Origin of the sequence: Bacillus sp. NPDC094106 (assembly GCF_044764345.1) — a bacterium.
Classification (GTDB): domain Bacteria; phylum Bacillota; class Bacilli; order Bacillales; family Bacillaceae_G; genus Bacillus_A.
On the sequence record NZ_JBIWHY010000029.1, the window covers coordinates 21,272 to 47,622 of the forward strand.

The window sequence follows — 26,351 nt, forward strand, 5'->3', positions numbered from 1 at the left end:
TCCCCTCCTAAAAATCATTTTCCTTATAGTAGATTTTTAGAAAAAGATACATATCTGAATTTTGTCTGATTTGGTTTGAGATACGACAGTTCCCCATAATAAAAGAACATAGTTAGAAAAACACTATGTTCCTTTATTTCTATCTGTATACCATTCTTGTAACACTTCGAATAATTAATTCCACAGTTCCATCTTCTTTTTGACCATTGTATGTTACTGTAAAATTCGAATCATTACGAGCACTGTACATATCTTTTGACAATCCACCTAAATTATCAAAGTATGAACTATTTTTAATTCTTACTTTACTCACTGTATCTAATACAATTTGAGGTCTTTTCTTTTGAGATTCTCCTAATCCCCAAGTATCATTGCCAAAGTCCACTTTTACTTGTTCTACATCGAAATTAACAATCGTTTTATTCGTTTTTACGTATTTTCTAATTTCTTGTTTATACTTAGCGGAAATTTTTCTTTCATAATCTGATAAGTTTACAGATTTGTCTCCTGTATCTATTTCATTTTTATTATCAATAGAAAAGATTTCATCACGTAGTTTATGTGTGTCTACGGTAGCTTGCAGAGCATTTATACCTGAAGTATCCATAATGGATTGAATTTCATTTACAGTCCATGACTTAGTTGCAATATCAGAAAATGCGGTTATAGCAAGGAGGACAATGAACACAGTTATTACAACCAGAATAGAGAGTACGCCCTTTGTATTTTTTAAGATTTGTTTAATTTTTTGAAACATCTTGTTCACCTACCCAAACATCATAATTATATTTAAATTCTGAAGTTACATATCTTTTTTGAACTGCATTTTTGTCTTTTGATGCACCTGGAACAATGTATCCCCAAAGATTCCATTTATATTTATAATTCAACTGAATATCCATAGGCGATTGATAATCAACTTTAAAATTTGTAGCAGTTGTTAATTTTTTCGTTTCGACAATTTGACCATTTTCGTTATATCGAATCAAAGTTAAGTCCCATTCATTTTCTTCAATCCCTGCACCTTTTAGATGTTCACGAATTTGTGTTACAAGTTCTCTGGAATCTACATAAGCTTTTTCTCCACCTGGGAAACCTTTTGGTGCTTGATTCATAACTCCACCTTGCACACCTAATTGACGTGCTACTGTGTTCGTTTGCTGTGATACAACATATTGTTTATATGTAATCGTAACAACATCAAATAAAAAACAAATAAGAGCAACAAGAACTAATAAACCTATGACATATTCAAATAAACCAAATCCTTTTTGTTCTTTCAATTTCTCTTTTAATCTCTCTTTCAATCTATTCATGTTTGCACCCCTTTCTATTTCCCTATAAAAAAGGAGCGTTTTCCTCCAACGCCCCCCTTTTTACTCTTTATTAAGATACTTGTAATTTATCGACAGTTCCGCCCGCTCTTGTTAAGAAGTCAACGATTTTATCTTTGAAGATAAATAATGCTGTTGCTAACACTAATACTACAGAAATCCAAACAATGATTTCTACGTTAGATGCACCATCTTCGCCACTTAATACATATTTCGCTCGATTCATTAAATTATGCATTCTACCCTCTCCTTTTTAGCTTTTTAGCTTTTAAATTTTTGTAATTAGTTAACTTGTAATTTATCGACAGTTCCACCTGCTCTTGTTAAGAAGTCAACAATTTTGTCTTTGAAGATAAATAATGCTGTTGCTAATACTAACACTACAGAAATCCAAACAATAATTTCTACGTTAGATGCACCATCCTCACCATTTAGTACATACTTTGCTCTGTTCATTAAATTTTTCATTAGAACATCCCCTCCTTGATTTATTTTTCTTATTTTATTAAGGTTCTATAATCTTTATAACAATTTCGTCGTTGAATATAGTGTTTATCCTTAATTGTTATTACTGGAATATCATATTGAAAAACACATCAATATATAACAAAAAAAAGGCCGATGAATGTTCGACCTTTTTTCTAATATGATTCTTTTTTACATAGATGACAATGTAGTCATTGAATAGAATGTTGGTAATCCAAACGCTCCAATTAGAGTTAGTAGTAACGGACCTTGTAAAGCCATTGCTAATAATTGACGTTTTGCAATCTTATTCATAATTGCTTCAAGTTGCATTTCTCTTACTTTATCTATTTGGCGTTCAAAACTTTCTCTTACATCAGCACCCTGTTCTAAATTAAGTCGGACAAGAGATAATAACTCTCTTACCGCAAAAATATCTACTTTTTCTCTTAATTTATCAATCGCTTCTTCTACTGAATGAATATCGCAGTTTACGATAAATTCTTGGAGAAGTGGTCTCCATGCTTCTCCTACATATGGAATACTTCCTTCAACAGCTTGTGTAAATGGAATTCCTGCCGATAAGTAACCTCTTGTAATTCGAATAAAATCAGGGAAACCTGCAAGTAATTTTGCTTTATTTTCTTTAACTGAGTTGTTAAACAAGAAACCAAATAAGAAAAAGAATGCAGTAAACCAAATTAAAGCAAATGGAATAGATACTGGAATTAATAGAACAAGAGCAACAACGCCAATTATTTTTAACGTAACATTCATTGCCATATATTGACTTGCATTGAAATATTTATCCCATTTTGTCATTTTTAAGTCTTTTTCTAATTCATCCATATTCCTTATTTTCATTTTTGGAATGATGTATCTTAATACAGGTCTCGTGATTTTTTCAACAAATGCTCTTGTTTGTTCATCTTCAGTTAAATCAATATTGTTGTTAAATTCCAATTGCTTTAGCCGTTTTTTATGTGTAGAATAATTTTCTGTTGAGAAAAGGAACATGAAAATATTTCTTACAAAAAACAAAAAACAGATTGTTCCGAGAATCATAAAAATATATTTTATAGTTACCGCAGTCATAGTCAAAACACCCCTTTCTTAATCTAATGGTGCACCAATTTTTTTATTAATAAACCAAATGGAGCCCATTATGATTGCACAAATCACCGTTGAACCAACTTTTCCTACTGTTGTGTGCAACATAAAATCTACATAACTATCCGATGTAGCAATTTGATAACTGATAAGCATTGGAATGGCCGCAACCATAATATACCCTTCACGGACAGGACCAGAAATTTCTTTCTTTAAAGTAGCTTTCATTTTTCGATTTTCCTCGTATTGTTGAAATGCTTCTCCTAATAGATTTTCTCGTGCATCTTCTGTACCTAAAGTTGTAGCAATTTGATAGTAATTAGAGAATCGCTCTAAGTATTTATTACCTGTACGTCTTGCTAAGTTATCCATAGCATCTGTTGTTGGCACCCCTAATTCCATGTCTAATACAGTTTGCTTGATTTCACTATACATAGGTTCTTGTCCCTTAAAATCCTCCAAACACTCTCTTACAGACTTCGGGAAATCACTTTGAGCTTTGTAACGTTCGACTACTAAATTAATAAATGACCCTACTTGTTCTTCAATCATACTTAGTCGTCTATTTCTTATGAAGGAAATAAATTGACCAGGAATCATATATCCCACAAGTATAAATAAAGCAGATAACATTGGATTAGAAGTCATAACTAATGTGAAGATTGGGAATACAATTGCAGAAGTGAATGACATTAATTTAAATTCACCGTAAGTAAATTTGTAACCCGCTTGTAAACACATTGTCTCAACTGTATGCTTTGTCGCTACCTTTGCTTTTGTTTCTACCATTCTTTCCAGTTTCAGTTTCAATGCATTTTCTCTTAATTTAGAAGAAGATTGCGATTTCCTCATATGTAACACAGATTTATCTTCTTTCATTTTATCTTTTGTAGAAATGAAAATAAGTGCTAACATGAAAACTGTAAATACAACTAACGCATATTCCATACATACAACACCACCTTTTATTTTTTTCTAATGTTCCTTTTCAACATTTCTTTATTTTATTATTACATTTTGAAGAATATTTAATAGTCTTAAGCTGACGAACCTTGTTCTACAAGAAAAAGCTTGTTTGTTACACAAGCTTTTTCTTAGAAAGATAACTTTATGCAGTTTTTAACACATCTGTATCCCATCCCTCAACCATAGATTTTAAAGTATCTATTTTTACACCTCTTCGTAACATGGTTTTTGCTTTGTCTTGTGAAATTTTGTTGACTTTTATAAAATCTTCTTTTATAAAATCATATTCATAGATAGGTTTTAATTCGACTCTACCTCTCTCGAAATCAAAGCTTATTTCCGTAATACTTGTTACTTTCTTTCCGATTCCTGGAATATCATCTTGTAAAACAATGTAATCCACTGCACTACCAATAATACGCTCTACTACATCAATGCCTAAAGAAGGCATAGCACTCAGATACTTTGTAACAAGCCTGTTTACGATATTAATAGGTTTTCCACCATGCATCGTAAAAATAGTACTATGACCTGTCTCCATCGCTTCTACAGCACTCTCAGCTTCAACACCACGAACCTCACCAACACAAATATATTTTGGTTTTAATCGCAGTGCAGTGTAAATCAACTCTTGAAGTGTAACCTCTAACCTTGAATCATCATTTTGAGTAGATACTAACTCTAAGGTGTGGTCATTTTTAGGGAATAGCTCTTGTGTATCCTCACAAACTAACATTCTTTTATTTGCCTGTGAAACATAAAAATCAAGTAATGCACGAATAGATGTTGTTTTCCCTGAACCAGTTAGACCGCCATATATAATATTACATTCTCCTAAAATAAGAGTTCCTAAGAAATCAGCAATTTCTTGGCTCATTACATTGTATGCAATAATATTTTCTAACTGAAGTTGCTCTTCTTTATGCTTACGTACTGTTAATGAAAAGTCTTTTGGAGAAACTGCCTTTGAAGTGGCTGTATATCTATCTCCATATAATTCGAAATTCACAATCTTTTTAGCACCATTATTGATTTCTTTTCCCGAATCACGAACTAATCTATCAACAAATATTTTATAATGCTCTGGGTTTCTAAAAGTTTTATGGTACTTTTCATTAACACCATTTTTTTCAACATATATTTTATCCCATTCAAGACAAAAGATATCTGAAACCGATGGATTCTTATACGCATCTGCTAAAATAGAATATCCTGCAAGCTCTTCGACCATATTTGCAATAAACAATTCTATATTCTGTTCATAGCCCCTTACATGCATATTATTACCGTACACAATATCTTCAATTTTCTTTTTAAACTCTTGTTTTTTCTTTCTTAGATATTTTTTGTCTTTTATTATCGCTTCATCTTTTTTATCTTTTCCTGCCTCATCCATTTCTTTTTGTAGTTTTTCGGACATTAAATTTCTAACGAATTCTAAGGCATCATCATAACTCATTATGCCTTTTCCTAAGTTACTATTCTTTGAACCCGTTTTCTGAATATCTTTTCTTAATGATTTAAAATCCATTTCCATTTCCATCATTCCCCCTCTTTCTTTTTTGTTATTATTTAAAAGAAAGAAGAAAAATATTACTGTTTTTAAGCTTTATATTGTTCGATAGAAAAAACGTTTCTATCTTAGAAACGTTTTTTCTGCTTATCTTTATTTTCTGCAAGCTTATTATACTCTTCCTCTAAAAATGGTAGGTTGTCCATTTCCCAAATTTGATTAGCAAGTTTAGCAAATTCTAATCTCGCTTTTAATGTCACAGGATTATTATCTAATACAACAGGTCTTCCTTCATAAAGCCGATTCAGAAAAATTGTTTTTGGCAATAATGGAATCTTTACTTCTAAATCAAATCCATTCTCACTTAAATGATTAGCTGTAAATATTAATTTTTCTGCCTTACCCTCTGTATCTTCAATATCTTCATTTAAAATATATTTCACTCTATCAAAGATATCTAATTCTCTTAATGTCTCTTTGTATCGAGCATTATTGCGAACATTATTAAAATCAAGATTAATAATGTAATAAGCTGTATTTGATAGTCTTAATAAAGGATATGTTGTAACGTGAGCTAAAGAAGAGTTCGAGTCAATGATAATTACATCATAATCATCTACAATAGACTCTATTAGGTAGACATAGTGATATGGCTGAATATTTTCAATTTCTCCCATAGTGAGCTGTGAACCAACTAAAGCTTCTAAGTTCTTGCAGTGGTAATATTTCTTAAAGCAACTCTTAATATAATTGTTTACTTCTTCAATTTTCGCTTCATCGTCAATAACGTCTCCATCTTTTGTCATTACTGTCGATATTTTTTCCATAACCGTTTTTAAATTATGTTTATCGTCTTCCATTTGCAATAATGTACCAACTGATAGATTTTGAAGGTCTGCTTCAATTAATGCAACTTTAGGTGGTTTTCCATTTTTCTTCATACCATATTTTGCAATTGCTGTTGCAAGATTCGTAGAGGCAAATGATTTTCCTGTACCTGGTTTAATAGATGAAACAACGAATACATTTTTATATCCATGTTTTTCAATATCATACAGTTCTCCATCTTCAGGAATGTCTACTTCAATTTCTACTACTTCCTTCTCAACTGTTGAGTTCCTAATGTTTCGTAGTAAATATTCTACATTTTCTTTTTTTCGAGGATTATCAAGTAAATTCTCAATTAATGGTATAGTCAAGTGTGTTTCAGGTAGAATATCGTAAATACCAGATAATACAAACATACTTAATTCATTAACTCGTGCTGTATCTTTCATGTCTAATGTTTTTGTTAGATAAACAATTCGAATCATAGGATTATTTTGTTTTACCGCAATTGCTTCTTCTAACAATGATTCCCTACCTGTTAAGAAATCAGAAATAATAACAATATCGGGATTGTAAAAAGAACACGCCTCTGTTAAATCTTTTTTGTATTTAATTTCTCCTAAAAATTCATAACGGTTTATTTTTTTGATAGCATTATCAAGATTATCTAAGCCTGTAGCTAATAGAATTTTATTCATTATTTATTTCCCCCTTTTTATTTAAAAACGTAACAGAGAGTAAATCTTCTCTCTGTTACTGATTTACTGATTGATTGTTATTTATTATTTTCAGCTAAACCTTCGCCAGAAAAGACTTTATCATATTCACCTACGATAAATCCTGCTGTGTCATAATTTTGACTATCATCAAAACGACCAACAACTCGAATGTTTCCAGATTTTAATCGAGCAGAAATTTGTTCAGCTTGGTCAAGCGTAACGGCTAATGTAACAGTAGATAATTTTCCACCTTCACCCGCAGTATTGATGTCTTTACCATCTTGCATGTCTCCTGCATTCTCACCTTTTACACCTTCACTTTTATCTGTATAACGGAATCCATCATCAGTTGTGACGCTATATACAAGAATATCTTGTAAGAATGCCTTAGAGTATTTAAATCCTTTAGTAGAAGAAGCACCACCATTCTTTTCTCCTTCTCCAATAAATACAAGGTCTACTTTATCGCCATGCTTGATATTTCCACCTAATCCATCTATATAGCTAATAGGAAGTGAAATCTTTCTGTATTTCGTTAAATCCATGCTTTCGAACGGGTCAATATTTTTCTTTTCAACTAATTTTTTCTTAAGTGCATACTCACCTGCAATTAGTTTCGTATTGTTATATTTACCAACAATATCTTTTGGAGATAAAGCAAATCCTTTTGTCACTGCTTGAGCAGGAATTGTTGTTTTTGTTAAATCCCCTTCTGTAATTTGAGTGTTCGCAGGAATATCACGATTAAATTGCCATACCGTAGTAGGTGCTATTTGTTGTTGTGTAAAGTAATAAAATCCTCCCGCAAACAAAATAACCCCACCCATTTGAGCAATTGTAATTGCTACTTGTTTCGTTTTCATATATCCTTCCCCCTTTTCGTTTATTCGAATATCATTTTTTCTATCAAAGAAAAAGCTTTCTGTAATTCTCTATTTTTTGAATACAATAAAACAGGAAGACCAATATAATTTGCATTAATAAAGTCTTTATTCAGAGAAGGAATCGTAATTGGAATCTCTACCTGCATCCACTCTGAAATATTCTTTTGGTTTAATTCTGCTTTTTCGTATTTGTTGATAATATAATAGAGTTTTTTATCTAAATTTATTCGCTTATTAAGTTCGGGCAATTTCCTAAGCCATCCCCCAACATGAGACACGTCTTGTGTAAGAGTAAGAAAAATCTTCGTACTATACGCCATAGATATTTCTGTGAATTCATTTTGTAAATCAGAAGGAGCATCCAAGATAATAAAGTCATAGTTCCTTTGAAAAATAAAATACATAAATAAATCTTTTAACAAGGAAGCATTTATTTTTTCTTTATCTTTTTTGGTAACATAATCCTCTGAATAAAATAATAGGTCCAATGAATCAGGAAATTGTTTATAATTTTTAAGCATCATCGAACTTTTTGGTGTATTTTTTATTATACTTTTCATTGAAATGATTGAATTTTCAACTTGCGTATAGTTTTGTTTTTCTATCCCATTTAAAGCGATATCCAATCCTCTTTCAAAAGAGCCTAACTGATATAAATACTCTATAGTCGAACCGATTTCTTTAAAATCAATATACATTGTTCGAAAACCACTTTTTGAAAGATGTAACGCTGTATTAAAAGCAATTTGTGAGTTACCAACTCCCTGTTCACTACCTAAAAACGTTAAGATTTTTTGCTTCATATGAACAGGAATAATGGTTTCTTTTACAACTGTTTCTGTAATTACTTTCGTCTCTGGAATAGGAATTTCAACTATCTTTTCAGGAGTGAGTTCTTCTTTGTGAGTGTCAGATTCATATGGTTTATCTTCTTTAACTTCCTCAAGTGTAGGTTTCTCTTTTTTATTTTCTTTGGAACCACCTATGAGTCTTGCGAAAAAACCAACCTTTTCCACTTTATCCTCTTTTATACTTTCGAGATTTTCAGCTATATTTTGAACCTTTTCATCAATCTTTTCGTTGAGTTCTTCAGAGTTTTTACAAGTTAATTCTTTAGGTTCTATGTTTTCTTGAAGTTTATCTGACTCTTCTTCAAGATTAAATGCCTCATCTTCAGTAATAACAGGATTTGTGTCATGTTCCGTTTCCTCAAGATTAATTATCTCTACCTCATTTTGAATGGTTACTTCATCGAGATTAATAATTTCAGTCTCAGCTTCAACAGCTTCATCTTTTTCTTTTTCCACTTCTGCTTTTTCTTCAATCTCGATTTCCTTTTCTTGAGGAACCTCTTTTACATCTTGTGTTGTTTTTACGTCTTCTTCTTCACCAGATTCATTTGGAGTCGTTTTATCAAGATAAATTTCTTTAATAACTTGCCTTTCCACTACTTTTGTAGGTGCATCATATAGCTTCTGGTTTGTTTTTTCATCTATTGTTGTCTTTGGTCGTAAATGAAATACATCAGAAAACTCATTTTTCTCTTTTATTAATCGGATAATATCGTTAGCATTTATTTTTTCTCCATATAAAATATCGTAAATACCATAACCTACAATTGTTGCTAATAATACATCTCCAGGCTCACGTTTATTCGCACCAAAAATAATTCTGACATTCTTATAATTCGCTCTGATTTCATAAATAATTTCAGAAATATTTTCATTTCCTTTTAATGACTCTAACAGAACGATAACATCAGGTTTATTCTCTTTAATTGCTTTTATGATTCCTCCACGATATACCGTTGTACCTACAATTGCATACTCACCTTTTGCTTTTGCCTTTATATAATCTTCTACTTGCCTATGTCCAATTGCTAACAAAACCTTTTCCATTCATTTCACCAACTTTCTTTCATTCTCTTATTGAATATTTTAGTTAGGTAAAATAAAATTTATTTTAAATAATTGATTGAGCTATGTTCTATAAAAAAAAGAAGCATTGGTATATACCAATGCTTCTTCCCTTATTATTTATGTTTTAATATTTTTGCTTAAGAAAGTGTTTTTTTGAAGAAGTCAATTTTATCCATAAGCTCTACACTTTCTGCCATTTTAGATTCATCTGTCCATTCCACTTTCATAATAGCATTAAACAAATCAACAATTGATTCCTTTTGTTTTTTTGTTGCCTTTTTCCCATTTAAAGTGAAATTTTTAAAAATAATCATTTCCGCAAATCCAGTCATAGAAGTCCTATCGTTCGAAATGTCTATATTCATCTTCAGTAAAATATCTTCAATCGGCACTTCAAGACCTGATGCTAATTTTTCTACAACTTCAATTGTAGGACTTTTTCTCTTTCCTGTTTCAAGTAAGTGAATATAAGAAGCCGATAAATCTGATAGTCTACCTAAGTCTTCTAAAGAATAGCCTCTTGATAGTCTAAGATGTTTTAGTAAAGCTCCGAAATCATCTTGTATGCTTTTTTTAGAACGATTCTGGAAAGATTTTAGTTTTTTATTAAATTCTCTTTTTGCTAAGTCATTATGAAATGGAGATAAATTTCTTTCTATATATGGAAGAACGTCTTCCTTATATTTATATTCAAATTGTTTTATATCTTCTTCTATTGAATCATCTGGCTTATCATCAATCACTTTCACCAAATTGATTAAATCTAAAATAGGTTGCCAATTATATTTTTCCGCTTCAATTATAAAAGCATCCCATTTTTGTAATTTAATTCCTTTGTTTCTATACACTGTATCTCGTATGTCATTGATATAAGTTTTTAACACTTTCTCTACACGAGCATACTTTGTTTTTTTATATGTTTTCTTTAATTCATCCGTTATTGCATCAAATTTATTATTTATTATTTCTATATCTTTTTCTTGAGGTTGTTTTAATGAATTATTTATTGCCTCTACAATATCTCTTAAGAAATGTTCTCCATCTTTTAACACTTCTTCATTTAATTCTTTCCACTGGTCTTGAATAGCCATTCAAATAACCCCCTGACTTTTTTCAGATTTCCATTGACTTTAGTCTATGAAAAATATATAATTTAATTGTAGGAAATAGTTCATCCATAACGCATTTTCATTCATTTCTGAGAGGAGAATGAAAATATGGCAGATATGGAACAAGTAAAATTAACAAGAGGTACAAAAGCATTAATAAAAATGGCAATTAATGAAATTGAACCTGACTCTAAAAATAATAGATATGCAATTTGTGAAAAAATTGCTCAAATCGTAGAGCAACGATATGAAGGACATAATTTAGATTATCAGTTAAACCGAATGGGTTTAGAGACAACTAAAGATATCCTTTCAAAAATTGATATGTACTTCTATAAACATGTCAAACATTTTTAATTTTTCATCATTTCATTCGTTTGTTTTTTCATAAACATCTTATCATTGACTACTGTTGATGTCAATGAAGGATTATGAAAATTATTAAAAACTTTAGTTAATGAATTGAGCTTTATCTCTGTTATGAGATGGGGCTTTTTTTTATATAACGAATAGATATATTCAAAATGAAAGAGGTGCATAGATTTGAAGCCTTCAACTTATGAAATTGCAAAAGAACTTAGGAAACAAGATTTAGATTTTCTTTATAATATCTACTTATTAAGGTGCTTAACCATTCGACAAGTCTATAAATATTTCTTTTCTGACACAATAGATTCGTTTGAATTATTTACAGAGACAAAGCTATTAGACTTATTTGAATTAGAAGTGATTGATTCTGTAGAATTCAATTTAAATAATCAAGCCATTTTTTTAACTTCTCAAGGAATTGAAATTGTTCGTTATCAGTTTGACCTACCTACCGACATTTTAGACACGAAACGTAAAATTATTAAGAGAGGTTACTATCGTGCAGGTGAACTAAAGATGAATCCACGACTCATAAATCATCAAATACACTTGAACCAATTTGTTTTAGATTTTAAAGAAAGAACAAAAGAAAATGATATGAAATGGCGATATTTCGATGAAAAGTACGTTTCACAATACAAGAACATCCGTCCTGATGGTTTAATTCAAATTTTCGATACGGACTTTTTCTTAGAAATGGACATGGCAACAGAAAGTAAGAAACAGTTGTTAGAAAAATGGAATCATTACCGTTCTTTTCTTCAGACCAGTGAATATTTCTATAAAGATAAGAAAATCATAGTGTTATTTCTCATTGAGAATACCGAAAAGATTGAACGCAGAAAAGATTTAGTACGGTTTACCGCAGTTGAGTCTCTACTTGATGGTTTTGATAATGAATTTGAATTATACATTGGCACTTCGAATGAATTATTAGACTTGATGTGTGATAAACTCATTCCGAATTTACAACATAGTAATTGGGGACAAGAAGAGGTATTAAGAATTATTCATGAGAAACATGGATTTCATTTTTCGAACGGAGAGAAACTTCGGAAGGTTTTACATGAAACAGATTATGGGTTTTATATAAGAAAAATTAAAAAAGATAATAATCTGTTAGTTGAAAATGGTCGAATTCAAGAGTTCTTATTTGACGATTATACCTCTCAGCCACTTTCTATCTTGAAGAAAATTGCATATCACGAAAGGAATATAGCTCCTTTTAATAGAAGGTTCGGCAGAGAAATTGGCTATCTTATTCTTGTAAAAAGTGAAATAGAAGCTTACCATGATTTACAAGTAGCAAATGATTTAATAGGTGTCAAAAACATTTATTTTACAACATTAGAAAGGTTAAATTCAAAACCTATACATGAAGCCGTTTATCAGTATGATAGCTTAGGTAATATTCATCATTTTTCAAATAGTGGATTTCAAGAACGGATATATGAGGCGAGCGTGAAATAAAAAAACAGGGATTAATTTCTAATCCTTGTTTTTTTATCTCTCTTTTGTAATGCTGTTAATTCCATCCTCGCTATTTTTCTTTCTTTTTCATTGAGAGACATATCATTCATTTTCTTTATTAGATAAATTTCTCTAATGATGTATGTAGAATTCATTTTATCCCCTCCTTATTTATTAATCTCTTTATCTTATATGCGATTTATTGATAAATATAATTTATTAGACTAAATACTTTTCTAATTCAATAGTTAATTTATACGCTACTAAGGACGGAATTCCAGAGCACCGTTCATATTGCTTACTAAGCGGAATGTCTTCCGAAAAAGAAAACCAATCTGGTACGGTTTGCAGTCGTAAACATTCTCTAACCGTAAACCTTCTTGGTGGTAGGATATCATACATATCCATTTTGCGAATATCATAGTTTGCAGGTTCAGGATAAAGAGGTAATTGTCGAGCTTCTGAAACAATAGTATAAGATGCTTCATCCCACTGTTTTTGTCGATTTCTACTTAAATAACGTGGAGAGAAACCACCTTCATAATACTTATCTTGATTATCAATGATTTGAGCATTGTTTTTACCGTTCATAAGACTTGTAATTGTGTATGCAGGTTTATCAAAAGATACTTTTCTTAGGAATCCTGTTTTCCCTCCTCCACTTTCAAAAGCTCCTCCCATAAATCTTCGGGCATCTTCTTCATTTAAATCTTTCCAATTGCCTCCCACGGGGATTTTATCGACAAATTCTTTTTCATCATTTCGAATCCCATATCCGATATGATTCTGGAATGGGCTCTGTTTTGCAGATTCATATTGAATGTCTTTCGAAGAATTTATAACTTTATCAGGGTTAGGTAAATCTCCAATTGCATCTCGTATTGTTTTTCGTTCATTTTCAGGAACTATCTCTGGGAATTCGAAAGTTTTACCTAAATCACTCCTGATTCCTACCATAAATACTCTTTTTCTATGTTGTGGAACTCCATATTCATAGCAATCTACAACTTTCCAAGTAACATTGTATGAAATATCTTCAATCTCTTTAACAAACTTTTCAAACTCTGGCTTGTTCTTTTTACTTACGATTCCATTCACATTTTCAAATAAAAATGCTTTTGGTTTCTTAGCTTTTAATAATCGAAAGAATTGATGTGGTAAATCTCCAAAATCTTTATTATCAAATCCATCTCCTTTTCCTGCAAAACTAAAACTTTTACATACAGGTGTAGCTATCATTACATCATGGTCAGGAATCTCTTCAGGATTTACTTTCCGAATATCTCCTAAAACAGCATGAGGTCCAATATTCTTATTGTAGGTATGAACAGCATATGCCTTATTATCTATTGCATAAAGCATCTGATAACCTGCTAATTTTACTCCACAAGCTCCTACTCCTGCACCACAAAATAAATCTATAGAGGTCAATCCATTTCTTGGTCTTTCTATCATTCCCCATCTTAATTCATGCAATTTCATCCTATCTCCTCCTATAATTTCATTTACTAAAGTTAATAAATTATAGTGAAGATAGTTTTTATATATAAGAAAAACAAGCGTTTAAGCTTGTTTAATCGCAAGATATCCAACAAAATTTAAGCATTTAAAGAATTCATCCACTACCATCCCTTTGCTTTCTAAAAATAATTTATTTTCATCCGCATTGTTTATTCGAAATATGCCTCTTAAAGATTTGTCTTTATCTCTGATTTCTGTTTTTGAAAAACCTTGTTCTTCTTTAAAATCATGGTGTAATTGAGTGAAAATATCTTGATGTATGGAATGTTTTGCATATGCTTTTTCAACAAGAATTAAGGCTCCACCTTTTTTAAGTAATCTGATTAAAGATTCTATATGTTTCTTCCGCTTATTCATTGAAACAAACGGATTTGTTAAACAACTGATAATAACATCAGCTTTCGGCAAGGCCACTTCTGAAATATCTGCATTTAAAAAGAAAACATCTTCTGCATTAGAGAGTTTTTCTTTTGCTTTCTTAATCATTGGTTCGGAAGTATCCAGTCCAAAAGCTGAAAATGTTTTAGGAATAACTTCTTTTAGTCGCTTAATGGTTTCCCCTGTAGAGCACCCAACGTCAACGACAACACCATTTTCTTCTATAAAAAATTGAGCAATCCCACAAATTAACTCTTGCATCATTTCGTAAGATGGCACGGACTGTCGAACATGAGTATCAAATATTTTTGTTGTTTCTTCATTAAAAGACCATGTTTCAATTGCTTTCATTTTTCTACCTCTTTTCTTTAGATAAAACAAAAATAAGGAGAAAAATCTCCCTATTTTATATCCATGTTTTCATTTTCAAATTCTTTAACTGTAATTCCACTCATATTCGGTAAGTCAATATATGTATACTTAACCTTATCTCCCTCTTTACTCAATGGTAATTCTTTAGAAATAGAAGATGGGACCATTAATAGTGTGTTTGGTCTTTCTTTTAGTAGAATATAAAAAACTTGTCTGTTTTCATTTGTAATAGAACCAATTCTTTCGATAGTTCCTATTTCTTTTTTTTCAACTCCTGTGGACTTCAAATCCGTATGAGACCCTTTACCTGCTAAAGATTTAATATAATTATTCAATGTGTCTTGTAGTGTATCTCCAACTGCTACAAGGTTGTAATTCTCTACATTCACCATTCCGTATGATTTAACTAACCCCTTTTTATCTTTTAATGTTAAAAAGTATGTTGGCTCACTTTGTACATTGATTAAAATTGGAAATGTAGCTGTATATCGTAACTGTTGAACACTTCCCTCTGCTGACTGCATACTGGCTGTCTCTGTAGCACCTGAAACTTTATAGAAATTTGTTTTGCCTGTTCGAGTATTCACTAAGACAAAACCTACTGTAGACTCATCTTTACCTACTGAGGAAATTCCTGTATAAAAATAACATTCTCCATTGTTATAAACGACCTGCATTCCCTCTGTCGTTTTCAACTTGTCTTCATTTGAAAAGTTAATGTATCCATGTACATATTCTCCCCAATAATCTAAATAATCAGCTACTGTAGATTTAGGTTGAATGATATCTACCCATTTAGGAGTATCTTTAATGGAGTATTCTTTCATCTTTCCAGTCTGTGCATCGATAATAAGTGTTCCACTGACAACCTCTCCAGAACGCCCAATAACTCGTTTATGAACGGAAGCCACCCAATAAGGATTACCTTCATCGTCCAATTCGAACGTATAACCCTTTAAACCTTTTGTTGGGTTATTCATATAAGCGTGTCTATAAAGGTTAGAATTGAAATAAGCACTTGGCAAATATTTAAGGTTAATGTCTTTTCCCTTTAAACTTGTTACCAATTGAACATCTTGAGAATCTGTTGCACTTACTTTTATGTATCCTTTTGTACCTTTACTGTTTTTAAACCATTTAAAAATACCCGTATGTTCAAGTGGAGCTACATAATAAAGTTTCCCTTTAATCTGCTGAATGGTTAAATCGCCAACTTCCATTTGACTACCTAACGCAGGGATTTCTCCCAATTTTTTATCCGCATAATTTCTCGCTAAATCTTTATCAATTGTCGGCAATTCTTTTAAGTCAACATTTGACACGTCTTTTTCAAATTTCTTTTCTTCTACTTTACCGATTAACTCTCGATAATCTTTACTATGAAATATAGGTGTCGTCATACAAAAGAAAATAACATTTGATAAAATTAAAAAACAAAAAGCTATTGTTCCTACAGAAAAGATTTTTCCCTTATCAATATCCTTATAAAGATAAGAAAACATCCCACTAAAGAAAATAAAGATAAGCAAGAATACATTCATCTTACTTCCCCACCTAAAATGAAACGGACTTGTATTGAAATAAGAATATACCCCAAATACAATCAGTGTAAAAACAAGACTACACACAAATCCCTTCAAAAAATAACGCTTATCATTCATGTAAAAAAGCACAACCTTCCTATATATTTAATTGTTAATAAAATAATACCACATTGACTATAGTTGATACAATATGATATTTATTAAACAAAATCAAAGGAGGCTGTTATAATGAAAATTTCAATACAGACAGGAGATATAACAGATTTTGCTGTGACAGTAGATGTAATAGTTAATGCATGGAATCGTAATTTCATACCTTATTGGTTATTGCTCCCGCATGGTGTTTCAAAATCAATTAAGAAAAAAGCAGGATATAAGCCCTTTAAAGAAGTTCAAAAAAGAGGACTATTATCTTTAGGAGAGGCTGTATTGACTTCAGCAGGGAATTTGAAATGCAAAGGGATTATACATGTAGCAGGAATCGGGATACTTTGGAATTCTTCAGAAAAAGCTATTAGACTATCAACGAGAAATGCTATAGCACTATGCATAAAACATTCCTTTACAACTATCGCAATTCCTCTTATTGGTTGTGGAGCAGGAAAATTCAGCGAGGAAACGTGCATTGAATTAATAAAGGAAGAATGTCAGAAGTTTTCTACGGAATTAGATGTAATAATCGTAAAGTATAAATAAAGAATCTCGTCTTTCCTATCGCCTTTTTTTGTTTGCGGGGTCATAAAAACATTTATTATATTTCTTGTAAAAAATAATTGACGTAATAGATTTAAATTGATATAATAATTTATGAGGATAAGCAAAACAATAAATTATCACTTAACAAATTAAATTTATAAACTAAAAAACTTTTTTTACATATTAGGAGGAATTAATAATGAATTTTAAAAACGTACTTGCAACTGGTTTAATTACTGCAACTCTATTTGGAGCAACAGCTACAACTCAGGCACAAACTACACATTTTAACGATGTGCCAAGTGGACATTGGTCTGAAAACTCTATTAACTATTTAGCTGATAAGGGAGTAGTTTTAGGTTATGGTAATGGGGCTTATGGATTTGGGGATAATGTAACTCGTGGTCAAGTAACTGCTATTATCGCAAGATACCTAAATTTGAATTACGATGGAAGTGAAGTCAAGCACTTTTCAGATATTGAAGGACATATGTTTGAAAACAGCATTAAAGCGGTTTCCCAAGCAGGGATTATGAATGGTGACAATACTGATAAATTTAGACCAGACGATACACTAACTCGATATGAAATGGCAGTCATTTTACAAAAAGCCTTTAATTTAGATGCAAAAACAAACGATACTTTCCATGATATCCCAGATAATCATTGGGCTAAAGACAATGTTCGTGCACTATATAGTAATGGTGTAACAGTCGGAATTGGAAGCTATCAATATGATGGAGAAATGAATGTAACAAGGGAACAATTTGCAAAATTCATGTATAAAGCAATCTTTGTAGACCCAAACTTTGTACCAGAACCAATTCCTGAAAAAGAGAAAAATAGTGAATTGTCACAAGTAAAAAATGTAGCTCAATCTTATGGGTTCTTCCCTAATGGTACAGGTTATACTTATAACTTATATGGTGCAGAAGGAGATTCTATGTTTAACCTGATGGATTTATTTGTTCATGAAGGAGAACAGTGGGAAGTTAAGATGTTTATTTACAGTGGAGATTCTGTATTAGACGAACCTGTTAAACAAATGTTCAATACTCTTTTACCTACACAAAGTGATTATCTATTCAACATCATTAACAACAAAGGACCTAAGGAACAAACTTTCGAATTAGATGGTAGAACCGTAGAAGTTAAAAGACAGGCAGGTATGAGTATCTTGTTCGGAGCTAAAAAATAATTTATAACAAAAAAGAGATTGGGAATTTCCCAACCTCTTTTTTTATTGAGCAATATGTCCTTTTAAATCATCTGTTGAGCTACCTGCAACTTCCAGTTTTAAACCAGTAAGATTATCACACAACATATTTCCAACACTTTTTAAAACGCCACCCTCCATTTTTGATTTTGTTGCCAAACCGTTAATTTCTGGCGTGAATACTTGTAGATTATACACACCGTCTTTTGTATTTGGGTCAACATAAATTTTAGGAGCTTTCTTAATACCTAACGTGTCTTTAGGTTTAATCGTATACGTCATAAGTACTTTATTTTTATCTCCTTCCCTTTTTACATCAAGACCTGCATTTGTTCCATGCACACCAGAAACAGATAAAATTTTTCCATCAGGAGTTTTTACATATAGTTCATTTGGGATATTTGGTTCTACATGAGTAGGACGTACCCATTGTCCTGCACCATTTAAAGCCCAAGGTTTTGGCTCTGTTTTAAAAGCATCTGTATTGTACTCTACATCTACTTTCAATTCATAACCATATCCTGCTTTTATTTTACCAACTTCTCCTTTTGCTAAATCAACCCATCCATCTTGTTTCGCACCAAGTTTCAAATCTTCTGTTAGCTTAGATTTAAATAAGACGTTATTAATCTTATACTCCTCTTGTTGCTTGATGTTTTGAGATTCTGTTTTTCCTCCTTTATATTTATAGAATTCATATGACTTACCATTAGCAGAATATCTTTTTAAATCTCCAGTCCATTCATGGAGATTATAATATTGATTCCATTTATTTTCTGTATTTTTCCCGAGAGAACATGCTTTCTCAAAAGGATTAAATGGTTTTTCAATTTTTGCCCCTGCGGTTTTATCAGTACCTGTAATGATTTTGTCTGTGTCTTCTTTGTTATCTGCTTGAGTAGGCAAATCTTCTTCCCATGCATTTTTATCAATATTTACATAGACTTGAGCATCTACTTTAGACATTGTTTTAGGGCCAACCCATACTTTTACTTCTTTCACAATATTTTTATTTTCTCCCATACGAACATGTTCATCAAATAAATATTTTTGCCCATTAATTGTAATTCCGATTTTAATGTCTTTTTCAAAATCCTTAACTTCAGAAGGAACTTGATTTTCCACATCAAATTTTACAGCAAATGTTTGATAACCCGCTTCTGTAGGTCTCTCAGTTTTAGGTAAGAGCTCAACATTTTTAACTTTGTAGTTATATAAACTATGCCAAGATTTCTTAGCTGTGTCATCTTCCTTATCCATGTTAGCATAGTCATAATTATTATCTAAGCTTGTCCTTATAGAAGTCGAAATAATAGGAATTTCGTAAGTCGTGTATTCAGGCGTAATAAATTCAAATCTTGTACCATTTCGTAATTGCATTTGTTGTGATAGATGACCATTAATTACATCCCCTTCTCCTTTAGGTAATTTTCTATCAATAGCATAAAAAGCATCAATATTTACCTCTGGATAAAACCAATGGTCAAAGACTTTTTTTGTACCCCAACGAGTACAACTACCCTTATCATCACGAGAATCACAGACATCTATTGACCTATATACAGGTTCTCTGATGTCTTCACCTCGATATACAAATTTATATTTTATTTTATAGTCTTCACCTGGAATTGGTTTTGCTACTTCTCTTCCATCCCTATCAATCAAAACAATATTTTCAGCTTTCATATTACCTGAACCTTGGACTTCTACAATCAACTGTGCATCATCGTCATTAGGGTTCACATTATCTCCTGCCAAGAAATGGTCTTTATTAATACTCGCTGATAACCCTATATATTTTTTTGCATTTTCAGAAATTGCAAGGTTATCATAGGTAAAGGTAATTGTTTGACCAGGATTAAGAGTCGTATCTTCTGACAATGTTGTATTCCAATTATTAATACCTTTTCTCAATGCGGTAGAATTTAAACTATATCCAATATCCACCTTAGTTGGATTAAATGTAGTAACTTCATTTGAATCATTTTTAACTCGAACAACGAGTTTGTAACTGTCTCCCCGCACTAATTTCTTGAAAACTTTTGAACTTCCCATATCCACTCCATCTCTTCTTGAGAAGGTAGCTACAACATTCCCCCCATTATCAAGGATAGTATAATCTGTAATTCTTAGATTTTTAGGCTTATCAGATTTAACAGTCAGCGTTCTATATTTACGTCCACCTTGTCTTGTGCCTTTAAAAACAGCCGTTTCTTCATCAGGGTCCGAAATTAAAGATAACCTATCTGCCCAATAATACGGATTCGGGTCTAAAATTTTCATAGATGGCTCTTGGTCTAACAATCTTTCTATTGCTTCTATTTTTTTAGGGAATAACCTTTCATTATATGGATTATCCCAAACTGACATACCTCCAGGAAGCCATTTAGAACCAAGATTGTAAGGTTCTAAATCCCAAGGATAGCTACCTGGTGTGTCATTTGTAAAATAGTCAGGAGGAAAATAAGGATTTTCAACAGCACTACCATATGTAGTATATCCTAAGTGTCTCCACTCACCACTAACACCTCTATATTCCTCATATTCATTATAATAATTAGGTGCTCGAAGATATTGTCTACTCGTTTGGTTAAGTACAGTAGACTTCACTTTGAAATTTGGATAATCCCAATCATGCCTTTCTGCTCTCGATGCACCAGAACCAAGTTCTCTATCATTCATATTAAAATTCTCTAAATTATAAAAGTAAGACCGCATACCTGTCATATATTCTAACTGTTTAGGTGGAACAGGGGAATAAAAGACAACTCCATTGTAATTTGTTCTAAATAAAATATTTTCATCGTTTCGTTCATACCAGGCTTTTCGATACCCATCTTTATCAGTAAATTTCATCATTGGTGGTTTGATTCTTCCTATCAAGTGTTGAGGGACACCATCCCAGACTGGCTCAAGAGTAGTATTAACCCCATCTTCTATACTATCTATAGCATGAACTTGTATAGGATTTGCTAATAAAGCTAATAAGCCTAATGATAAACCACTTACACCCATAGCCACGTTTTTTCCGTTCATTCCAGACATCCCCTTTCGATTACTGTTTCTATTTATGTCAATCAATTTGTTATCATATTTAATATTTCATTATAGTTACATTGATATGAAACTTATAACAATATTAATCACCTTTTTAACACTTAATCGGTTTTATGCAAAAAAGAGTGCCTTAAGTAGACACTCTTAAAATTTAAAAGAATATATTTGACAATGTTTCACATGAAACATGACATTTCGACATTTATCATTGAATTGGACCAAAAAGAATAGCTAAATCTTTGTTTTTTTCGATTTTTATTTTACGTCCATCTAACAGTAATTCTTGAGACTGAATTCCAGGGGTATCTAATATTGAATATAATTTATTTCCTTGTGTAGGTAGCATTTTATTTAATAAAACTTTTAAAGGCTCATTGATAGAGTTGTTATTATTATAAATAAACATTTTTACATCCCACGCACCATTACCTGGTGTAAACAAATCAGCAACAATAAACATGTCATCCCCATCTTTTCCATAAGGATTAAATTTCAGTCCTTTTTCGCTATCCACAAAACCTACGGAATATGCTAATTGCTTCACCTCAGGAGCTGTATATACTTTTTCTTGTGAAGCTTGATTGTTTTGCTCAGTATTCGGTTCGTTTTGATTCTTTTGTTCCTGATTATTATTTTTCTCATTGTTTACATGGTTATTGGGTTGTTTGTTTGTATCTTTGTCTTTATTTTCTTTTACGACATCTTTTTGTTTTGACTCATTCTGTTTTTCATTGTTTTGACGGACTTCGTTCGATGTGTTTTCACTATCTTTCTTTAATTGATTTGTAGCTTTATTATCTTCATTCGCAGGATGTGCAGTTGTATTACTATCTTTTGGTTCTTCTTTTTTCTTTTCAACATCAAATTCAATATTACTTCCATTCATTTTGATATGTAATGCATCTGCAATAAAATCAGCAGGAACCATTACATCCTCAGATGTATATATAGGTTCCCAATAAGTAGGAAATGTAAATCCATTTATTCTTTCTTTTTTATAGGGTTGAATCTCCCCGTTAACAAAAGCACAAGATTGCTTTTCATGGATTTTTATAGATTTGTCTCCCACAATGAAAACTTTGTAATCACCATCCTCATCACTACCTTCTTGAACTTGCCCTCCCATCTGATGTATTAATTCATTCATAGGGATTACTTTTTCCCCTTGCATCTCTTGAATTTTGATTTCTTTTTTTTCAGTATCAGCATGAACCGAAGCAGGAATTCCTGATGTCAGAATTACTCCTGTTGCTAATAAAGAAATCATTCTTTTTCTTTGTTTCATCTCATCCATCTCCCTTAATTTTTTCATTAACTATATTATACACATTTACTAATTATAAGTAAAATATACTTTACATTAATCACCACCATTTATTTCTTTTTATATTATGTGCATCATATTTTATAATAGATTTATTTATACACTTTTGTTGTTATTAAAAGAGAGATTGTAAATTGAATACAATCTCTCTTTTTGTTTATACACTATTTTTTCTTGATTTGAATGGTAGATGTTTCGCCATCCCAAATCATATTGTAGCCAAAAAGTTCTACCATTTCTTGAATTTCTCCCATAAATATATCATTTTTATATTCTGGACTTGTAACGGTTTGTACATCTCTACTATTAAGTGTGATGAAGTCTTTTTTGTCTCGATACACAACAACATTATTACCTTTCTTTAATGTCAGAATATCTCCCTTTCTTTCAATAGTAGCACCAAGTTCTTTGGCTATTTGTTCTACAGGCAATAAGACCCTTTCATCTTTTACAATTGGATTCGTTTTTAACTCAATCATTTTCTCATCAATTTGTACATTCTTAGCTTGCTTACTTACAATTCGTTCTTCTAAGCTTTGAGATTTACCAATCCTTGTTTCCATGATTCTTACATCGACCTTCTTAAAATTTTTAAAGATAGATTCTATTTCTTCTTTTGAATATTCGTTTTTAATATCTTTAATAAGAATTGGTTTTCCTTCAACAATAGCCAGGACCTTCCCTTTATCTTCTACTACATGTCCCTTTGATTTTACAGCTACTTGATAAAGAATATCTTTAAACTGCTCATAAGAAGCGGTTCCACTTAATGAGACACGAATGCCTGTATCATAGTAATATGGTTTTTGGCTCTGTCTATCAATTGTGTATTGTAAGGTTAAATTACTTTCCGAATTCTGAGCTTTTACAAGATAATCCCAATTATCAGGGATTTTTTGCTGTACATTTTTACTACCATAGTCAACATAATCTAATATGCCACAATACACATAATCCATTTTAGGTGCTTCACTTTTCTCCTGTCTTTCTTGTGCTCCATCTGCATAAAATGTTGTTATCTTATAGCACATACTACCCTCTTGCTTATAATTTATGGTTTGAGAACGAATAGGCTCTGCCTTCGGTTGCTCTGCAACTTGAGATTCTGAATCATCTGGAAAAGCTGTATTCCTTCCACTTTCAATTACTTTATCAAGTTGTTCTCTTGTAGGTGCTTCAAGCTCTTTTATTGAACCATCTGGATTCATAACTTCCATATCAGGAGGTGCTGTGATTATGTATTGAATTTCCGAAACATTCTTGTTTAAAGTATCTTTAATTTCAGGGATTTCATTTTTATTGTTTATATAAAAGAGGTATTCTTTATAAAACGTACTTGTTCCCATCTTGATTAGACTTGTCAATTCATTATGGAACAAAACAATCTTTTCGTTCTTTTCCGCACCATTTAAAGTATTTATTGTATTGTACAATTTAAAAAATGCTTGGTCATAAATATCACCACTTTGATGTAGTATAAAATCTTTATTTCCTAATGATTTATGCATATCTACAAAAGCGGTTATAGCATCATCAATATCTTCCATTGTCATTGTTTGTTCTGCATTATCAATTATTTTCATTAATTCCATTGCTTGGTCAATTGTTTCTTTACTAAAAGTTTTTTTGACTTGTACCTCATTTGACTCGCCTTCTGCATGAGCCACTGTCATATTCCCCACAAAACCACTTGCTATGACACCAACTGAAAGAATTGATACTAATTTCTTCTTCATATTCTCCCCCTCTTTCATTTCATATTTTATAAGCTATAAATCACAATCCATCATCATTTTTCTGTATTTTATTTTATTAAACAAAATGAAATAAAACTATATATAATTTGCACTATCTATTATTAGCAAGAAATAGTAACTTATATTATATGATGATACAAATATTTTCTATCATCTATAACTTATTTTATTTTTTGTTCAACTAATTTCCTCTTACAATCTATCAATTCACTTCAACATTCGCTAAAATAATCCAATTAACGCTAAAAAACCTTATCCCTTCAAGAGGAATAAGGCATACTTCTAAAAACCCACAATATTCGTATCTTTTACATTAAACTGCACGGTAACATTGTTATTCCATATATTGAGAGAAGGGTAACCTAATGCTTTTATATTCTTAGGTTCTCTCATATCTTTATAGATATCAGCTCGATTGAACATGATGATTTCTAATTTCTTCTCTTTTAATTTAAGATGATTTTTATTTTGTCCCATATAATATACAGAATCTACCTTGAAACCTTTCAGTCCGAAATTCGGTTTAGCAAATGCCTCTCCAAATGGCTTCAGCACTTCTAATTCTTCTACCAGTTCAGTTGTAACATCTTTAGGTTCTACCACTGTATCAACCATGATACGAGGTATGAAATCACTCTCTGTTAACTGTGATTCAGCAAGTCTACAAATTTTCTCTTCAAAGGTTTCTAAGTCTTCTTCTTTTAAAGATAAGCCCCCTGCCATCGGATGCCCACCATAACCAATTAAATATTCCTTTGTTTCATCAAAGGCTTTCTTGATATGGAATTTAGGAATACTACGAGCTGAACCTTTAATAAATCCATGCCCTTTTGCAAGAACAATCACAGGTCTAAAATACCTTTCTTTTAACCTACCTGCAATCAAGCCTACAATCCCTTCATGGAAAGAAGGATGATAGATAACAATTACGGGTTTTACACCTTTCTCTTCTACCATTTGAATTGCTAACTCTTCTTGTTCCTCTGTGAGTTTTTTACGATATTCATTTGTCTCAATAACTTTATCTACAATCTCAGGAATCTTCTCTTTATCTTGAGAAACAAACATTTCAATAGCTTCATCAACATCACCAGTGATTCGACCCAACGCATTAATCATAGGGACATATTTGAATCCGTATGTCTCTTCCGTAATCTCCTTAACTCCTGTTTTCTCTTGTAATACTTTGAATACATGTCTTTCGGCACGTTTGACTTGTCGAATACTTTCTGATACAAACACTCTATTCTCATCAACAAGAGGCATAATATCTCCTACTGTTGCAACTCCCACAATATCAAGCATATCTTGTACGTAGTCTAAATCCTTGTCTAACTCCCAATAGAGTTGAAGCATTACTTTATAGATAACACTCGCTCCACAAAGACCTTTAAAAGGATACTCACAATCATGCCTTTTGGGATTTACAACTGCATCCGCTCCTTCTGGAAGATGGTCTCCTGGGTCATGGTGGTCTGTAACGATTACTGTTAACCCTAATTCTTTCGCTTTCTTAATACCCTCATATGCCACAATTCCATTATCAACAGTTAGTACCACATCTACATCGGGATACTTTTTCATCATATCCTCTAAACCACTCACGTTCATGCCATATCCATGCTTGAATCTATTGTTAACAAAGTAACTAACTTTCAATCCTAAATTCCTTAAAGCTAAGACAGCAATTGCGGTTGCTGAAACACCGTATAGTGATAGGTAAGCTTTTGATGTTATCTCTGGCTTTTCCCCCACTTCACACCGTGCGTGAGATTTTCACCTCACACGGCGTTCCATCGG

At 31.6% G+C, this 26,351-nt stretch carries 23 protein-coding genes; 4 read left to right on the plus strand and 19 right to left on the minus strand.

Translation table 11 applies throughout. The annotated features are described in order from the left end of the window. Window positions 1–139: 139 nt before the first annotated feature. From ACIQ7L_RS26370 to ACIQ7L_RS26420, 11 genes are all read right to left on the minus strand, one after another. Entirely contained in the window at window positions 140–757 is a 618-nt protein-coding gene (locus ACIQ7L_RS26370) for a hypothetical protein (protein ID WP_400572932.1), read from the minus strand. Further along, window positions 741–1,316 (minus strand): hypothetical protein, encoded by a 576-nt coding sequence (locus tag ACIQ7L_RS26375; RefSeq protein WP_400572934.1) that lies wholly within the window; start codon window positions 1,314–1,316, stop codon window positions 741–743. Before ACIQ7L_RS26375 ends, ACIQ7L_RS26370 begins: the two co-directional genes overlap by 17 nt. 70 nt (window positions 1,317–1,386) lie before the next feature. Then, window positions 1,387–1,572 carry a hypothetical protein gene (locus tag ACIQ7L_RS26380; protein WP_400572936.1) on the minus strand — a complete coding sequence of 62 codons (186 nt, stop codon included), beginning with the start codon at window positions 1,570–1,572 and terminating at the stop codon, window positions 1,387–1,389. A 44-nt stretch (window positions 1,573–1,616) separates the two neighbouring features. Beyond that, the gene (locus ACIQ7L_RS26385) at window positions 1,617–1,802 is read right to left on the minus strand and encodes a hypothetical protein (RefSeq protein WP_400572938.1); all 186 of its coding nucleotides are present in this window, start codon (window positions 1,800–1,802) and stop codon (window positions 1,617–1,619) included. Between the two features lie 189 nt (window positions 1,803–1,991). Further along, window positions 1,992–2,894 carry a type II secretion system F family protein gene (locus tag ACIQ7L_RS26390; protein WP_400572940.1) on the minus strand — a complete coding sequence of 301 codons (903 nt, stop codon included), beginning with the start codon at window positions 2,892–2,894 and terminating at the stop codon, window positions 1,992–1,994. 18 nt (window positions 2,895–2,912) lie between these two features. Next, entirely contained in the window at window positions 2,913–3,857 is a 945-nt protein-coding gene (locus tag ACIQ7L_RS26395) for a type II secretion system F family protein (protein WP_400572941.1), read from the minus strand. Window positions 3,858–4,017: 160 nt separating this feature from the next. Next, window positions 4,018–5,418, minus strand: a complete 1,401-nt coding sequence (locus tag ACIQ7L_RS26400) for a TadA family conjugal transfer-associated ATPase (RefSeq protein WP_400572943.1) — start codon at window positions 5,416–5,418, stop codon at window positions 4,018–4,020. 98 nt (window positions 5,419–5,516) lie between these two features. Beyond that, entirely contained in the window at window positions 5,517–6,914 is a 1,398-nt protein-coding gene (locus ACIQ7L_RS26405) for a CpaE/TadZ family protein (protein WP_400572945.1), read from the minus strand. A 77-nt stretch (window positions 6,915–6,991) separates the two neighbouring features. Continuing rightward, window positions 6,992–7,798, minus strand: coding sequence for a Flp pilus assembly protein CpaB (gene cpaB, locus ACIQ7L_RS26410; protein ID WP_400572947.1), 807 nt, complete (start codon window positions 7,796–7,798; stop codon window positions 6,992–6,994). 20 nt (window positions 7,799–7,818) lie between these two features. Next, window positions 7,819–9,717, minus strand: a complete 1,899-nt coding sequence (locus ACIQ7L_RS26415; RefSeq protein WP_400572949.1) for a CpaE/TadZ family protein — start codon at window positions 9,715–9,717, stop codon at window positions 7,819–7,821. 158 nt (window positions 9,718–9,875) lie between these two features. Continuing rightward, a complete protein-coding gene (locus ACIQ7L_RS26420) occupies window positions 9,876–10,829 on the minus strand; it encodes a helix-turn-helix domain-containing protein (RefSeq protein WP_400572951.1) in 954 nt (317 codons plus the stop codon). A gap of 126 nt (window positions 10,830–10,955) precedes the next feature. Between ACIQ7L_RS26420 and ACIQ7L_RS26425 the strand changes: the two genes are divergently transcribed. Further along, on the plus strand, window positions 10,956–11,204 hold the full coding sequence (locus ACIQ7L_RS26425; protein WP_400572953.1) for a hypothetical protein: 249 nt from the start codon (window positions 10,956–10,958) through the stop codon (window positions 11,202–11,204). Between the two features lie 186 nt (window positions 11,205–11,390). Next, window positions 11,391–12,686, plus strand: coding sequence for a replication-relaxation family protein (locus tag ACIQ7L_RS26430; protein ID WP_400572955.1), 1,296 nt, complete (start codon window positions 11,391–11,393; stop codon window positions 12,684–12,686). An 11-nt stretch (window positions 12,687–12,697) separates the two neighbouring features. On the opposite strand, the gene ACIQ7L_RS26435 is transcribed toward ACIQ7L_RS26430, so the two are convergent. From ACIQ7L_RS26435 to ACIQ7L_RS26450, 4 genes are all read right to left on the minus strand, one after another. Continuing rightward, window positions 12,698–12,841, minus strand: coding sequence for a hypothetical protein (locus ACIQ7L_RS26435; RefSeq protein WP_400572957.1), 144 nt, complete (start codon window positions 12,839–12,841; stop codon window positions 12,698–12,700). Window positions 12,842–12,905: 64 nt separating this feature from the next. After that, window positions 12,906–14,168 carry a DNA cytosine methyltransferase gene (locus ACIQ7L_RS26440; protein ID WP_400572959.1) on the minus strand — a complete coding sequence of 421 codons (1,263 nt, stop codon included), beginning with the start codon at window positions 14,166–14,168 and terminating at the stop codon, window positions 12,906–12,908. 81 nt (window positions 14,169–14,249) lie between these two features. Beyond that, window positions 14,250–14,936: a methyltransferase domain-containing protein gene (locus ACIQ7L_RS26445; protein WP_400572961.1), complete on the minus strand. Its 687-nt coding sequence runs from the start codon at window positions 14,934–14,936 to the stop codon at window positions 14,250–14,252. A gap of 50 nt (window positions 14,937–14,986) precedes the next feature. Next, window positions 14,987–16,498: a cell shape-determining protein gene (locus ACIQ7L_RS26450; protein ID WP_400572963.1), complete on the minus strand. Its 1,512-nt coding sequence runs from the start codon at window positions 16,496–16,498 to the stop codon at window positions 14,987–14,989. Between the two features lie 231 nt (window positions 16,499–16,729). On the opposite strand from ACIQ7L_RS26450, the gene ACIQ7L_RS26455 reads away from it, so the two are divergent. Then, on the plus strand, window positions 16,730–17,197 hold the full coding sequence (locus ACIQ7L_RS26455; RefSeq protein WP_400572965.1) for a macro domain-containing protein: 468 nt from the start codon (window positions 16,730–16,732) through the stop codon (window positions 17,195–17,197). Between the two features lie 199 nt (window positions 17,198–17,396). After that, window positions 17,397–18,395, plus strand: coding sequence for an S-layer homology domain-containing protein (locus ACIQ7L_RS26460; protein ID WP_400572967.1), 999 nt, complete (start codon window positions 17,397–17,399; stop codon window positions 18,393–18,395). Between the two features lie 42 nt (window positions 18,396–18,437). Here ACIQ7L_RS26460 and ACIQ7L_RS26465 read toward each other — a convergent pair whose 3' ends face one another. The 4 genes from ACIQ7L_RS26465 to recJ all read right to left on the minus strand — a co-directional run bounded on the left by ACIQ7L_RS26465 (window position 18,438) and on the right by recJ (window position 26,306). Then, entirely contained in the window at window positions 18,438–21,449 is a 3,012-nt protein-coding gene (locus ACIQ7L_RS26465; protein WP_400572969.1) for a hypothetical protein, read from the minus strand. 226 nt (window positions 21,450–21,675) lie between these two features. Further along, window positions 21,676–22,755, minus strand: coding sequence for a hypothetical protein (locus ACIQ7L_RS26470; RefSeq protein WP_400572971.1), 1,080 nt, complete (start codon window positions 22,753–22,755; stop codon window positions 21,676–21,678). 203 nt (window positions 22,756–22,958) lie between these two features. Further along, window positions 22,959–24,530, minus strand: coding sequence for a stalk domain-containing protein (locus tag ACIQ7L_RS26475; protein WP_400572973.1), 1,572 nt, complete (start codon window positions 24,528–24,530; stop codon window positions 22,959–22,961). A 303-nt stretch (window positions 24,531–24,833) separates the two neighbouring features. Next, a complete protein-coding gene (gene recJ / locus ACIQ7L_RS26480) occupies window positions 24,834–26,306 on the minus strand; it encodes a single-stranded-DNA-specific exonuclease RecJ (protein ID WP_400572975.1) in 1,473 nt (490 codons plus the stop codon). Between the last annotated feature and the right edge of the window lie 45 nt (window positions 26,307–26,351).

Excerpts from the sequence above, each read along its gene's own strand:
- ACIQ7L_RS26395 (WP_400572941.1), bottom strand. The coding sequence starts at position 3,857 with ATGGAATATGCGTTAGTTGTATTTACAGTTTTCATGTTAGCACTTATT.
- ACIQ7L_RS26465 (WP_400572969.1), bottom strand. The coding sequence starts at position 21,449 with ATGAACGGAAAAAACGTGGCTATGGGTGTAAGTGGTTTATCATTAGGC.
- ACIQ7L_RS26460 (WP_400572967.1), top strand. The coding sequence starts at position 17,397 with ATGAATTTTAAAAACGTACTTGCAACTGGTTTAATTACTGCAACTCTA.
- cpaB (WP_400572947.1), bottom strand. The coding sequence starts at position 7,798 with ATGAAAACGAAACAAGTAGCAATTACAATTGCTCAAATGGGTGGGGTT.
- ACIQ7L_RS26475 (WP_400572973.1), bottom strand. The coding sequence starts at position 24,530 with ATGAAGAAGAAATTAGTATCAATTCTTTCAGTTGGTGTCATAGCAAGT.
- ACIQ7L_RS26405 (WP_400572945.1), bottom strand. The coding sequence starts at position 6,914 with ATGAATAAAATTCTATTAGCTACAGGCTTAGATAATCTTGATAATGCT.
- ACIQ7L_RS26455 (WP_400572965.1), top strand. The coding sequence starts at position 16,730 with ATGAAAATTTCAATACAGACAGGAGATATAACAGATTTTGCTGTGACA.
- ACIQ7L_RS26425 (WP_400572953.1), top strand. The coding sequence starts at position 10,956 with ATGGCAGATATGGAACAAGTAAAATTAACAAGAGGTACAAAAGCATTA.
- ACIQ7L_RS26450 (WP_400572963.1), bottom strand. The coding sequence starts at position 16,498 with ATGAATGTATTCTTGCTTATCTTTATTTTCTTTAGTGGGATGTTTTCT.
- ACIQ7L_RS26420 (WP_400572951.1), bottom strand. The coding sequence starts at position 10,829 with ATGGCTATTCAAGACCAGTGGAAAGAATTAAATGAAGAAGTGTTAAAA.
- ACIQ7L_RS26435 (WP_400572957.1), bottom strand. The coding sequence starts at position 12,841 with ATGAATTCTACATACATCATTAGAGAAATTTATCTAATAAAGAAAATG.
- ACIQ7L_RS26375 (WP_400572934.1), bottom strand. The coding sequence starts at position 1,316 with ATGAATAGATTGAAAGAGAGATTAAAAGAGAAATTGAAAGAACAAAAA.
- ACIQ7L_RS26380 (WP_400572936.1), bottom strand. The coding sequence starts at position 1,572 with ATGCATAATTTAATGAATCGAGCGAAATATGTATTAAGTGGCGAAGAT.
- ACIQ7L_RS26400 (WP_400572943.1), bottom strand. The coding sequence starts at position 5,418 with ATGGAAATGGAAATGGATTTTAAATCATTAAGAAAAGATATTCAGAAA.
- ACIQ7L_RS26390 (WP_400572940.1), bottom strand. The coding sequence starts at position 2,894 with ATGACTGCGGTAACTATAAAATATATTTTTATGATTCTCGGAACAATC.
- ACIQ7L_RS26470 (WP_400572971.1), bottom strand. The coding sequence starts at position 22,755 with ATGAAACAAAGAAAAAGAATGATTTCTTTATTAGCAACAGGAGTAATT.
- ACIQ7L_RS26440 (WP_400572959.1), bottom strand. The coding sequence starts at position 14,168 with ATGAAATTGCATGAATTAAGATGGGGAATGATAGAAAGACCAAGAAAT.
- ACIQ7L_RS26415 (WP_400572949.1), bottom strand. The coding sequence starts at position 9,717 with ATGGAAAAGGTTTTGTTAGCAATTGGACATAGGCAAGTAGAAGATTAT.
- ACIQ7L_RS26385 (WP_400572938.1), bottom strand. The coding sequence starts at position 1,802 with ATGAAAAATTTAATGAACAGAGCAAAGTATGTACTAAATGGTGAGGAT.
- ACIQ7L_RS26370 (WP_400572932.1), bottom strand. The coding sequence starts at position 757 with ATGTTTCAAAAAATTAAACAAATCTTAAAAAATACAAAGGGCGTACTC.
- ACIQ7L_RS26445 (WP_400572961.1), bottom strand. The coding sequence starts at position 14,936 with ATGAAAGCAATTGAAACATGGTCTTTTAATGAAGAAACAACAAAAATA.